Annotated in this window: 7 protein-coding genes, 1 tRNA gene, 2 rRNA genes and 1 pseudogene; 1 reads left to right on the top strand and 10 read right to left on the bottom strand. The window is 65.2% G+C overall.

What is annotated here, in order from left to right:
- Positions 1 to 4 precede the first annotated feature (4 nt).
- From guaD to uraH, 5 genes are all read right to left on the bottom strand, one after another.
- Positions 5 to 1,294, bottom strand: coding sequence for a guanine deaminase (gene guaD / locus CA606_RS13510; protein ID WP_096050651.1), 1,290 nt, complete (start codon positions 1,292 to 1,294; stop codon positions 5 to 7).
- A complete protein-coding gene (gene xdhC, locus CA606_RS13515; protein WP_096050650.1) occupies positions 1,281 to 2,297 on the bottom strand; it encodes a xanthine dehydrogenase accessory protein XdhC in 1,017 nt (338 codons plus the stop codon). Before xdhC ends, guaD begins: the two co-directional genes overlap by 14 nt.
- A 114-nt stretch (positions 2,298 to 2,411) precedes the next feature.
- Entirely contained in the window at positions 2,412 to 4,751 is a 2,340-nt protein-coding gene (gene xdhB, locus CA606_RS13520; protein ID WP_096050649.1) for a xanthine dehydrogenase molybdopterin binding subunit, read from the bottom strand.
- Positions 4,744 to 6,192, bottom strand: a complete 1,449-nt coding sequence (xdhA, locus tag CA606_RS13525; RefSeq protein ID WP_096050648.1) for a xanthine dehydrogenase small subunit — start codon at positions 6,190 to 6,192, stop codon at positions 4,744 to 4,746. Before xdhA ends, xdhB begins: the two co-directional genes overlap by 8 nt.
- A complete protein-coding gene (gene uraH, locus CA606_RS13530) occupies positions 6,192 to 6,539 on the bottom strand; it encodes a hydroxyisourate hydrolase (protein WP_096050647.1) in 348 nt (115 codons plus the stop codon). Before uraH ends, xdhA begins: the two co-directional genes overlap by 1 nt.
- Before the next feature lie 335 nt (positions 6,540 to 6,874).
- Between uraH and CA606_RS13535 the strand changes: the two genes are divergently transcribed.
- A complete protein-coding gene (locus CA606_RS13535) occupies positions 6,875 to 9,151 on the top strand; it encodes an NADP-dependent malic enzyme (protein ID WP_096050646.1) in 2,277 nt (758 codons plus the stop codon).
- 105 nt (positions 9,152 to 9,256) lie between these two features.
- On the opposite strand, the gene CA606_RS20135 is transcribed toward CA606_RS13535, so the two are convergent.
- From CA606_RS20135 to CA606_RS13555, 5 genes and pseudogenes are all read right to left on the bottom strand, one after another.
- A complete protein-coding gene (locus CA606_RS20135) occupies positions 9,257 to 9,451 on the bottom strand; it encodes a cold-shock protein (protein WP_035017693.1) in 195 nt (64 codons plus the stop codon).
- A 138-nt stretch (positions 9,452 to 9,589) separates the two neighbouring features.
- Positions 9,590 to 9,793: pseudogene (locus CA606_RS20140) on the bottom strand (cold-shock protein); the annotation flags it as partial.
- A 241-nt stretch (positions 9,794 to 10,034) separates the two neighbouring features.
- Positions 10,035 to 10,111 (bottom strand) — tRNA-Met (locus CA606_RS13545).
- Positions 10,112 to 10,176: 65 nt separating this feature from the next.
- A 5S ribosomal RNA gene (gene rrf, locus CA606_RS13550) occupies positions 10,177 to 10,291 on the bottom strand.
- 105 nt (positions 10,292 to 10,396) lie between these two features.
- Positions 10,397 to 13,182, bottom strand: a 23S ribosomal RNA gene (locus tag CA606_RS13555).
- Between the last annotated feature and the right edge of the window lie 24 nt (positions 13,183 to 13,206).

Raw genomic sequence — 13,206 nt, forward strand, 5'->3', positions numbered from 1 at the left:
TGCTTTACGGCCGCCGCCACCGCTCCACGCCCGCCAGGTACGTCCGGGCCACCACCCGATCATCGCCCAGCACCGTCAGCGCAAAGAGCTTGTCGGCCAGGCTCTTGGCCCCCGCCAGACGCCGGGCGATCAGCGGCGTCGCCGCCAGATCCAGCACGATAAAGTCGGCCTCCTTGCCTGGCTCCAGATTGCCGATCTTGTCGTCCAGATCCAGCGCCCGCGCCCCGCCCAGGGTAGCCAGATACAGGGCCTGGAACGGGTCCAGCGCGTCGCCGCGAAGCTGGCCGACCTTGTAGGCCTCGCCCAGCGTATGGAGGATCGAGAAGGTGGTGCCGGCGCCGACATCGGTGCCGATGCCGACCTTGACGCCATGCGAGCAGGCCTCCTCCAGCGGGAACAGGCCCGAGCCCAGGAACAGGTTCGAGGTCGGACAAAAGGCCACCGCCCCGCCCTTGGCCGCCAGGCGCCGGAACGCCTCGCCCTTCAGGTGGACGCAGTGGGCGAAAATCGAGCGCTGGCGCAGCAGGCCAAAGCGGTCATAGACGTCCAGATAGTCCTTTGCGGCGGGGAACAGCCGCGCCGTCTCCTTGATCTCGTGCAGGTTCTCCGACAGGTGGGTCTGCATCCAGACGTCGGGGTGCTCGGCCAGGACCTCGCCGGCCATGGCCAGTTGGGCGTCGCTGCAGCTGATCGCAAAGCGCGGCGTCACCGCATAGCCGAGGCGGCCCTTGCCGTGCCAGTCGGCGATCAGGGCCTGCATGTCCTCGCGGCTGCTCTCGACGGTGTCGGTCAGGCCGTCCGGCGCGTTGCGGTCCATCAGCGACTTGCCGGCGATCAGCCGCATGTCGCGCGCATAGGCCTCGGCGAACAGGGCGTCGACCGACACCTTATGCACCGAGCCGAACACCAGCGCCGTCGTGGTGCCGTTGCGCAGCAGCTCATCCAGAAAGAAGGCGGCGGTGTCGGCGGCGTGCTTGGGATCAGCGAACGCCGCCTCGGCCGGGAAGGTGTGCTGCTCCAGCCAGTCCAGCAGCTGCTTGCCGTGAGCGGCGATGACGTCGACCTGCGGGAAGTGGATATGGGTGTCCACAAAGCCCGGCGTGATCAGGTGGCCGGTCAGGTCCTCAAGCTCCGCGCCGCCCAGCCAGGGGGCGAGCTCGGCATAGGCCCCGCAGCCGACCACGCGGCCGTCCTCGACCAGCAACAGGCCGTCCTCGTGGAAGGCGACCGCGCCCTCCGCCGCCTTGGCGGGATCGTCCAGCAGGTGGAGGATCGAGGCTCTAAACGCTTGCACGGGACATCTCGTCGTTGCGAATGCGCGCCGCTTCCTGGCGCATCAGGAGATCGGCGGCGACCGACACGGCGATCACTTCGGGCGCCTTGCTCTTCAGGTGCGGCAGGCCGATCGGACAGGTCAGGCGGGTCAGCACCGCTTCCGAGAAACCATCATCGCGCAACCGTTTCATGAACCGGGCGCGCTTGGTCTTTGAGCCGATGACCCCGAAGTACGCAAAGCCGCCGCCCGCCAGCCCGGCCGACACCAGGGCGTAGTCCAGGGCATGGTCATGGGTCAGGACCAGGCCATAGGCGTCCGCCCCCGCCCCCATCGCCTTGGCGGCCAGTTCGGCGGTCGCCAGCACGGTGACGCCGCCGATCTCGGCGGTCTCGGGGCGGCTGTCGTACCAGGACAGACGGAACGGCAGCGGCTCGAAGGCCCTGGCGATCGCCTGCCCCACATGGCCGGCGCCGAACAGCAGCAGCGGCGGCCGCGGCGCGTCGGCGCGTTCGACCAGCAAATCGCCCAGCTCTGGTCGCGCGCCGCGCGCGGTGGCGGGCGCGCCGGCCAACGACACCAGCGGGCCGTCGGCTTCGGTGGAGAGGATCGGCGCGATGGTCTTGGTCAGCAGCTCCGGCTCGAACCGGGTGCGGACCTCGAACGGTTGCGCCGCGTCTATGCGCTTGGCCGCGGCGGTCAGCCAGTCGCGGCTGTTGTCGTTCAGGCGCTCGAGGAACAGCCGCACCCGGCCGCCACAGCACTGGGCCAGCAGCGGGCCGAGCGGATAGTCCTGGATCGCGAAATGCGCCTGGCCGCCGTCCAGCATCCGCCGCGCCTGGTCGGCGACGCGGTACTCCAGATTGCCACCGCCGATCGTGCCGGCCTGCCCGCCGCGCCAGACGACCATCTTGGTCCCGGCCTCACGCGGGGCCGAGCCCTCGGTGGCCAGCACGGTGACCAGGGCCGCCTCGTCACGGGCATCGAGACGCGCCAGCGCGGCGCGGGCCCAGTTGCTCATGATCCCTCTCCCATAGGGAGAGGGGTAGGGGTGAGGGGTTTCAGCGGATGACGGCTTAACCCCTCACCCTCCCACCGCTTCGCGGCGGGCCCCTCCCTCTCCCTATGGAAGAGGGATTCAGACATCACGCGCCCGCCTCCGCACATCCTCGCACGCCATCAGGATCGCCTCGGGCGTCGCCGGGGCGTCGAGGTGCGGAAAGACCCGATAGTCCCCGACACTGGCCACCGCATGGGTGATCGCCGAATGGACCGAGATCGCCAGCATCAGCGGCGGCTCGCCCACGGCCTTGGAGCGGTGCACCGTGGCCTCGACATTGCGCCCGGCTTTCCAGAGCCGCACGTCCAGATGGGCCGGACGGTCACCGCAGGTCGGGATCTTGTAGGTCGAGGGCGCGTGGGTGCGCAGGCGCCCTTGGGCGTCGAACACCAGCTCCTCGGTGGTCAGCCAACCCATGCCCTGGATGAAGCCGCCCTCGATCTGGCCCAGATCCAGGGCCGGGTTCAGCGACTTGCCCACGTCGTGCAGGATGTCGGCGCGGGTGACCTTCATCTCGCCGGTCAGGGTGTCGATCAGCACCTCGCTGCAGGCCGCGCCATAGGCGAAATAGTAGAACGGCCGGCCCGTATGGGTGGCGCGGTCGTAGTGGATCTTGGGCGTCGCGTAGAAGCCGGTGGCCGACAGCGAGATCCGCGCCAGATAGGCTTGGCGGACGAACGCCTCGAACGCCAGGGTCTGGCCGCCCACCCGCACCCCGTCTGGCGTGAAGGCGACGTCGGCCTTGGCCACGCCCCACTTGGCGGCCGCGAAATCCGCCAGCCGCGCCTTGATCGTCTCGGCTGCGTTGAGGGCCGCCATGCCGTTCAGGTCCGCGCCCGACGAGGCGGCCGTGGCCGAGGTGTTGGGCACCTTGTCGGTGACGGTCGAGGTGATCTTCACCCGCGCGATATCGACCTGGAACGCCTGAGCGACGATCTGGGCGACCTTGGTGTTCAGCCCCTGCCCCATCTCGGTCCCGCCGTGGTTCAGCATGATCGAGCCGTCGGCATAGAGGTGTATCAGCGCGCCCGCCTGGTTCAGGTGGGTGGTGGTGAACGAGACGCCGAACTTCACCGGCGTCAGGGCTATGCCCTTCTTCAGCACAGGACTGGTCTGGTTGAACCCCTCGATCTCGCGACGGCGAGGGGCGTAGTCGCACGAGGCCGCCAGCTCCTCGATCAGTTGCGGCGCGACATTGTCCTCGACCACCTGGTGATAGGGCGTCAGGTTGCGGCCCTCGCCGCCATAGAGGTTGCGGCGGCGCACCTCCAAGGGGTCCAGGCCAAGCTCGGCGGCGACCGCGTCCATGATCCGCTCGATCGCCAGCATGCCCTGCGGCCCGCCGAAGCCTCGGAACGCGGTGTTCGAGACCGTGTGGGTGCGGAACCGGTGCGAGAGGATCTCGACCGTCGGCAGGAAATAGGCGTTGTCGGCGTGGAACATCGCCCGGTCGTTGATAGCGGGCGAAAGATCGGTTGTGGCCCCGCAGCGCGACGACAGCGCCAGCGATAGACCCGTCAGCCGCCCCTCATCGTCGAAGCCGACGTCATACACGGCCTCGAAGTCATGCCGCTTGCCGGTCATGACCATGTCCTCGTCGCGGTCGGGACGGCACTTGGCCGGACGACCGGTCTTGACCGCCACCAAGGCGGCGGCGGCGGCGAACAGCGAGGCCTGCGTCTCCTTGCCGCCAAAGCCGCCGCCCATGCGGCGCACCTCGACCGTCACACAGTGGTCGGGCTTGCCCAGCACGCGGGCGATCAGGTGCTGCACCTCGGTGGGATGCTGGGTGGAGGACCAGACATGGACGTCGCCCTCCTCGCGCGGCGTCGCCAGGGCGATCTGGCCCTCAAGGTAGAAGTGATCCTGACCGCCGATCGTGAACCTGCCTTGCACGCGACGGGGAGAAGCTGCGAGCGCGGCCTGGGCGTCGCCGCGCGCCATGCGCTGGCTGGCCTCGATCTTCAGGTCCATGGCGCGGGCGGCGGCGATGTCGATCGCGGCGGGCAGGTCCTCGTAGTCGACCACGGCCTTGGCCGCGGCGGCGCGGGCAGCGGCCAGCGAGGTGGCGGCCACGGCGAACAGGCTCTGGCCCACGCAATAGACCGCGCCGTCCGCGAACAGTCGGTCGTCATGGATGACCGGGCTGACGTCGTTTTCGCCCGGGATGTCCTCAGCCGAGATCACCAGCACCACGCCCGGCGCGGCGCGGACAGCCGACAGGTCCATCCGCGTGATCCTGGCATGCGCCCGGTCGCTGAGCCCGAAGGCCACGTGCAGCAGGCCCGCAGGCTCGGGCATGTCGTCGATATAGACGGCGGACCCGGCCACATGGCGGGCGGCGCTGTCGTGCGGCAAGGCGGCGTGAACGCCCTGCGGAGGCGCCTTGGTCGGCGCGGCGGCGGCGGAGTCAGCCATGGGCGCTCTCCGGCGTGACGCGAGCATCGACGCCTTCCGTCTCCAAGAACACCTTGCGCAGCATGTTGCGGGCGGCCAGGGCGCGATAGGCGGCCGAGGCGCGCATGTCGCTCATCGGCGTGTAGTCGGTGTCGAGCGCGGCCATGGCCGCCTCGATCGTCGCCTCGGTCCATGGCTGGCCGGTCAAGGTCGCCTCGCAGGCCAGGGCGCGCTTGGGCGTACCGGCCATGCCGCCGAACGCGATGCGGGCGTCGGTCACCACGCCCCCTTCGATGGCCAGCGAGAACGCCCCGCACACCGCCGAAATGTCCTGGTCGAAGCGCTTGGACAGCTTGAAGACCTTGAAAAGGCGCCCCGCGTCGAGGCGCGGCGCGAACACCGCCTCGACGAATTCGCCGGGCCGCCGGTCCTGCTGGCCGTAGGCGAGGAAGAAGTCTTCCAGCGCCAGCTCGCGACGCTGGTGACCGCGCCGCAGCACCAGCCGCGCGCCCGCCGCGATGAGCGCCGGCGGCATGTCGCCGATGGGGGAACCGTTGGCGATATTGCCGCCGATCGTGCCGCTGTTGCGCACCTGGGTGGAGCCCAGGCGACGCATCATCCCGCCCAGATCCGGATAGAGCGCAGAGATCGCGTCAAGGGCGTCGACATAGCGCACCCCGGCGCCGATGCGCAGTCCCTCAGCCGTTTCCTCCAGCGCCTTGAGCTCAGCCACCTCGGAAAGGCTGATCAAGGTCGGCAGCGCGCGTCGCTGCTTGGTGACCCACAGGCCGACATCCGTCGCACCGGCGACGATCGTCGCATCGGGATGCGCCAGATAGGCTTCAGCCAATTCTTCGAGCGAACGCGGCGCCAGCCACGTGCGGTTGACGCCGTGGATCTCATCCTCGAAGGTGAGGCGCAACATGGTCTCGTCACGGACGGTCGACAGGTCGACTTCGGGCGGCGCTTCAGCCTCGACGCCCTGGGCGACCTCGATGATCGGGCCATAGCCGGTGCAGCGACAAAGATTGCCGGCCAGAACCTCCCCTACCGATCCGTCCGCACCCTTGGCGCCCACGGCCCGGCCGTACAGCGACATGACGATACCGGGCGTGCAGAAGCCGCATTGCGAGCCATGCTTGTCGACCATGGCCTGCTGCACCGGGTGCAGGGCCTGGTCACACCCGGCCTTGGCGCCCAGACTCTCCACCGTCATCAGCGCCTTGCCATGCAGCATGGGCAGGAACTGGATGCAGCTGTTCACCGCACGCCAGGCGACGCTGTCCCCGTCAGCCTCGCCGACCAGCACCGTGCAGGAACCGCAGTCGCCCTCGGCGCAACCCTCCTTGGTCCCCGTGCGGCGCATCGGGCCGCGCAGATGTTCCAGCAGGGTCGTGGTCGGATTGGCGCCGCGAACCTCCTGCATCTCGCCATCGAGCAGGAACCGGATCACATCGCCCATTAGCTGCCCCGGTAGGTCGAGTAGCCGTAGGGCGAGACCAGCAGCGGCACGTGCCAATGCTGGTCCAGGTTCGAGACCGCGAAATCGATCACCACGACATCGAGGAACGGCGGATCGCTGACGGGCAGGCCCGACGCCTTGAAGTGGTCGCCGATCGCGAACTCGAGGCGATAGCCGCCGACCGCCAGGTCCTCGCCGGCGACAAGCCGCGCCCGGCCGTCGGCGTCGGTGCGGAGTTCCGCCAGCCATCGCGTCTGCTCGCCGTCACGGCGCGACACCCGGACCTCGACGCCCGCCGCCGGTTTCCCGGACGCTTGATCGAGGATGTGTGTCGTCAGTCCGCTCATGCGCCGTCCCCTGATTATCCCGTCGAGCGATGCTCGGTCGCTCCGGACGCCCTGTCCAGCGCCTTGCCAGACCTGGGCGTCCTGGAAGGCGGAGCGCCGAGGAAGGGGGCGGCGGGCGCCCGAAGCAGAGGCATTATATAATAGTTTTATTACTTACGAGAGCCGGAATCGCCTCGCCACAGGGCGTGTAATTGGTACCGCTACCAAGAAAAAACACCGATCGGGCGGCGAAGGGTTGGAATTGCCGCGCCAACACCGCTAGCAAGGCTCGTGACGCCTCGCGCTCAGACGAGGCAGGATAACCGCGCCGCGCAGGCCGCCCAGAGGAACGATCGATGGACGAGGATTTCCGCAAAGCCGCTCTGGACTATCACCGGCTGCCGCGACCCGGGAAACTGGCGATCGAGGCCACCAAGCGGATGGCGACCCAGCGCGACCTCGCCCTCGCCTATTCGCCCGGCGTCGCCGCCCCTTGCCTGGCCATCGCCGAGAACCCCGAGCTCGCCCGCGACTACACCGCGCGCGGCAACCTGGTGGCCGTGATCTCCAACGGCACCGCCGTGCTCGGCCTGGGCGACATCGGTCCGCTGGCCTCCAAGCCGGTGATGGAGGGCAAGGCCGTCCTCTTCAAGAAGTTCGCCGGCATCGACGTGTTCGATATCGAAGTCGACGCCAAGGATCCGGACCACTTCATCGAGGTGGTGGCGGCGCTCGAGCCCACCTTCGGCGGCGTCAACCTCGAGGACATCAAGGCGCCCGAGTGCTTCGTCATCGAGCGCAAGCTGCGCGAGCGGATGAACATCCCGGTCTTCCACGATGACCAGCATGGCACCGCCATCGTCTGCGCCGCGGCCGTTCGCAACGCCCTGCTCGTCCAGGGCAAGGCGCTGAAGGACGTCAAGCTGGTGACCTCGGGCGCAGGCGCTGCGGCCTTGGCCTGCGTCGACCTCCTGGTCTCGATGGGCCTGCCGGTCGAGAACGTCACCCTGACCGACATCAAGGGCGTCGTGCACGCCGGCCGCGAGCCGGACATGCCCGACAACATGGCCCGCTACGCGCGCCAGACCGACGCCCGCACCCTGCCCGAAGTGCTGCCCGGCGCCGACATCTTCCTGGGCCTGTCGGCCCCGCGCGTCTTCAAGCCGGAATGGCTGCCGCTGCTGGCGCCCAACCCGCTGATCCTGGCCATGGCCAATCCCGAGCCCGAGATCCTGCCCGAACTGGTCTACGAGACCCGCCCCGACGCGATCATGGCCACGGGCCGCAGCGACTACGCCAACCAGGTCAACAACGTCCTCTGCTTCCCCTTCATCTTCCGGGGCGCGCTGGACGTTGGCGCCAGCGAGATCAACGAGGCGATGAAGGTCGCCGCCGTCGAGGCCATCGCCGAGCTGGCGCGCGCCGAGGCCTCCGAGGTCGTCGCCAGCGCCTATGGCGGCGCCGCGCCGGTGTTCGGCTCGCAATACATTATCCCCAAGCCCTTCGACCCGCGCCTGATCCTGCAGATCGCGCCGGCTGTGGCCAAGGCGGCGATGGACAGCGGCGTGGCCACCCGGCCGATCGCCGACTTCGACGCCTATCAGGCCGAGCTGGAGCTGTTCGTCTATCGCTCCGGCCAGCTGATGCGCCCCGTCTTCGAGCGCGCCCGCAAGCAGCCGGTCAAGGTCGCCTACGCCGAGGCCGAGGACGAGCGCGTGCTGCGCGCCGTACAGACCGTTGTCGACGAGGGCCTGGCCTATCCGGTGCTCGTGGGCCGGCGCGAGGTCATCACCGGCAAGATCGAGGACCTGGGCCTGCGCCTGACCGGCAAGGTCGAGATCATCGATCCCCAGGCCGACAAGGAATTGTTCGCCCCGCTGATCGCCGACTACCAACGCCTGGTCGGCCGCCGTGGCGTACCGCCGATCGCGGCCGAGCGCCGGGTCACGGGCCACCGTACGGTGGCGGCCTCCATGCTGCTGGCGTCGGGTTATGTCGAAGCCGCCCTGGTCGGCGGCAGCGGCGACTGGTGGCAGCACATGAAGTACGCCCTGCCGATCATTCCGCGCCGCGACAATGTCAGCCGGGTCTATGCGATGTCTTCGCTGATCCTGGACAACGGCACGCTGTTCTTCTGTGACACCCACGTCAATGTCGATCCGACGGCCGAACAGATTGCCGAATGCACGCAGCTGGCGGCCGAGGCCGTTCGTCGTTTCGGCGTGACGCCCAAGGCGGCCCTGCTGTCGCATTCCTCGTTCGGGGCCAGCGACTCGCCGACCGCCCGCAAGATGCGCGAAGCCCTCGCCCTGCTCCGCGTCCAGGCGCCGGATCTGGAGGTCGACGGCGAGATGCACGCCGACGCCGCGCTCAGCCAGCACCTGCGCGATCGCATGGTCGCCGACAGCCCGCTGAAGGGCTCGGCCAATCTGCTGGTGATGCCGACGCTGGACGCGGCCAATATCGGCCTGACCCTGCTGAGCGCCGCGACGGAGTCTCTGCTCGTTGGCCCGGTCCTGCTGGGCATGGCCAAGCCGCTGCACGTGCTGATCCCCAGCGTGACGGCGCGCGGCATCGTCAATCTCACCGCCCTGGCGGTGAACCAGGCCGTGTCTGAGCGGCCGGCGGACTAAGCGCTGGAACGCAAAAAGGCCCCGTCCGACGCGTGAACGTCGGCGGGGCCCTTCCGAAATCTCTGAAAAGGCCGTCCCTCCGGGGCGGCCTTTTCCTTTTTTGTCTTAGAGGATGCGCAGGTTGCCGGCCGAGGTCTTGCCCGAGCGACGGTCCTGTTCAAGCTCATAACCGACCTGCTGGCCCTCGTTCAGGCCGCGCAGACCAGCGCGTTCCACGGCCGAGATGTGCACGAACACATCGCCGCCGCCGTTGTCGGGCTGGATGAAGCCAAAGCCCTTGGTGGTGTTGAACCACTTCACGACGCCCGTGCCGCTCTCGCCGGTGCCGGCCGAGAAGCCGCCGCCGCCGCCGCCACGCGGAGCGTCAAAGCTGCGCGGGGGACGCGGACCGCGAGCCGCGCCAGCGCCGCCGCCGGCCGGAACCGCACCATGGCCCGTCACGCGCAGCTGACCCGCCGAGGTCTTGCCCGAGCGGCGGTCTTCTTCGAGTTCGTACGCGACTTGATCACCCTCGTTCAGGCCCGACAGACCAGAGCGTTCAACCGCGGCGATGTGGACGAACACGTCCTGGCCGCCGTCCTCGGGCTGAATGAAGCCAAAGCCCTTGGCCGGGTTGAACCACTTAACGACACCGTTCGCCATATTATCCTCAAACACCTCAATCGACGGGCTGATAGTCGGCCCGCGTCCTTCCAAGGGAAGTCATGACGCAAAACATCGGCGCGCGCTATGGGCTTTGCGCGGAGAAAGTTGGCGGAAGGCCACCGAAAGCCAGAAAATTTCGCGCTTCAGGCGGCGAGCGTTGCGAAAATGCCGCTATAAGTTGCGATTCAGATACAGAAAAACCCCGACCATACGGACGGGGCCAGCAACTCAGGATCCTTGGGTGCGGGGACAGGATTTGAACCTGTGACCTTCAGGTTATGAGCCTGACGAGCTACCGGGCTGCTCCACCCCGCGTCAGGGTGTTAGGTGAGATTGTGTGTGCAGGGTTTGCGGACTTGTTGGTGATATCCTTTTGGCGGACCTGGCGGCGACCTACTCTCCCGCGCCTTGAGACGAAGTACCATTGGCCCAGGGGGACTTAACGACCGAGTTCGGAATGGGATCGGGTGGGGAACCCCCGGCATAGCCACCAGGTCAGCGAAAAGGATATCATCCAGCCTCTTTCGAGGCCGGAGATTGTGAAGAAGACATCAGTGTCTGAAGTAGAGCCACATGCTATTGCATGGGTTTGACTGAAGAACGATCAAGCCTATCGAGCTATTAGTACCGGTAAGCTCCATGCGTCGCCGCACTTCCACACCCGGCCTATCAACGTGGTGGTCTTCCACGGCTCTCAGCGAGACCTTGTTTTGAGGTTAGTTTCCCGCTTAGATGCTTTCAGCGGTTATCTATTCCACACTTAGCTACCCTGCTGCACAGCTGGCGCCATGACAGGTCCACCAGAGGTGTGTCCATCCCGGTCCTCTCGTACTAGGGACAGATCCTCTCAAGTCTCGTACACCCACGGCAGATAGGGACCAAACTGTCTCACGACGTTCTGAACCCAGCTCACGTACCACTTTAATCGGCGAACAGCCGAACCCTTGGGACCTGCTCCAGCCCCAGGATGTGATGAGCCGACATCGAGGTGCCAAACTTTGCCGTCGATATGGACTCTTGGGCAAAATCAGCCTGTTATCCCTAGAGTACCTTTTATTCGTTGAGCGATGGCCCTTCCACGCAGGACCACCGGATCACTATGGCCGACTTTCGTCTCTGCTCGACTTGTCAGTCTCGCAGTCAGGCGGGCTTATGCCATTGCACTCGACGACCGATTTCCGACCGGTCTGAGCCCACCATCGCGCGCCTCCGTTACACTTTGGGAGGCGACCGCCCCAGTCAAACTGCCCGCCACGCCATGTCCCGGACCCGGATAACGGGCCGCGGTTAGACGTCAGCAACAATAAGGGTGGTATTTCAAGGATGGCTCCACTCGAACTGGCGCCCGAGTTTCATAGCCTCCCACCTATCCTACACATGTTGCTGCTAACGCCAAGGCGAAGCTGCAGTAAAGGTTCATAGGGTCTTTCCGTCTGACCGCGGGAACCCCGCATCTTCACGGGGAATTCAATTTCGCTGAGCCTATGCTGGAGACAGTGGGGAAGTCGTTACGCCATTCGTGCAGGTCGGAACTTACCCGACAAGGAATTTCGCTACCTTAGGACCGTTATAGTTACGGCCGCCGTTTACCTGGGCTTCAATTCAGAGCTTGCACCCCTCCTTTTAACCTTCAGGCACCGGGCAGGCGTCAGACCCTATACGTCGCCTTGCGGCTTCGCAGAGCCCTGTGTTTTTGATAAACAGTCGCTACCCCCTGGCTTGTGCCACTCTCATCTGGTTGCCCAAAAGAGAGTCACGCTTATCCCGAAGTTACGCGTGCAATTTGCCGAGTTCCTTCAGCATAGTTCTCTCAAGCGCCTTGGTATACTCTACCTGCCCACCTGTGTCGGTTTCGGGTACGGTCTCCGTTGGAGTTATTTCCAGGGACCTGTTCACTGCCAGGAGCAATCCAATAAGCCCTGACAATTTACCAGATCCGTCACTTCCAACTGGTTCAGGAATATTCACCTGATTCCCATCGACTACGCCTTTCGGCCTCGCCTTAGGGGCCGACTAACCCTGCGCAGATTAGCTTTACGCAGGAACCCTTGGGCTTTCGGCGAGAGGGTCTCTCACCCTCTTTATCGCTACTCATGTCAGCATTCTCACTTCCGATACCTCCAGCAAGGCTCACGCCTCACCTTCATCGGCTTACGGAACGCTCCGCTACCGCGTGCTTACGCACACCCATACCTTCGGCGACTGGCTTTAGCCCCGTTACATTTTCCGCGCAGGTTCGCTTGACCAGTGAGCTGTTACGCTTTCTTTAAATGATGGCTGCTTCTAAGCCAACATCCTGGTTGTCAAAGCAAACCCACATCGTTTCCCACTTAGCCAGTACTTGGGGGCCTTAGATGATGGTTAGGGTTGTTTCCCTTTTCACGACGGACGTTAGCACCCGCCGTGTGTCTCCCGGATATTTCTCTTGGGTATTCGGAGTTTGATTAGAATTGGTACAGCTCGCGCCGCCCGCATCCATTCAGTGCTCTACCCCCCAAGGAATTCGTCCGAGGCACTACCTAAATAGTTTTCGCGGAGAACCAGCTATGTCCAGGTTTGATTGGCCTTTCACCCCTATCCACAAGTCATCCGAGAATTTTTCAACATTCACCGGTTCGGTCCTCCAGTAAGTGTTACCTTACCTTCAACCTGCTCATGGATAGATCACCTGGTTTCGGGTCGTCATGCGACGTACTTATTCGCCCTATTCAGACTCGCTTTCGCTGCGCCTACACCTAACGGCTTAAGCTTGCACGGCACATGAAGTCGCTGACCCATTATACAAAAGGTACGCCGTCACCACGCGCGGTGGCTCCGACTGCTTGTAGGCTTCCGATTTCAGGATCTGTTTCACTCCCCTTGTCGGGGTGCTTTTCACCTTTCCCTCACGGTACTTGTTCGCTATCGGTCATTGAGGAGTACTTAGGCTTGGAGGGTGGTCCCCCCATGTTCAGACAGGATTTCACGTGTCCCGCCCTACTCGAGTCTGTCGCTATTTGACGCTTACGGGGCTATCACCCACTATGGCGGACCTTCCCAGATCCTTCAGCTTTATGTCACGACAGCACTGGCCTGGTCCCGGTTCGCTCGCCACTACTACGGGAGTCTCGGTTGATGTCCTTTCCTCCGGGTACTGAGATGTTTCAGTTCCCCGGGTTTGCTTAATGAACCCTATGTATTCAGGTCATTATACCTTGTCTGATCAACCGATCGTCGCTCTGCCCGGAGGCAAAGCAAAGTCGGGTGACCATAAAGGTGGGTTTCCCCATTCGGAGATAGCCGGATCAAAGGGTGCTCGCGCCTCCCCGGCTCTTATCGCAGCGTGCCACGTCCTTCATCGCCTCTCAATGCCAAGGCATCCGTCAGAAGCCCTTATGCGCTTGATCGTTCTCAGCAAAACCCATGCTGTT

This window comes from Caulobacter vibrioides (genome assembly GCF_002310375.3).
Lineage (GTDB): Bacteria > Pseudomonadota > Alphaproteobacteria > Caulobacterales > Caulobacteraceae > Caulobacter > Caulobacter vibrioides_D.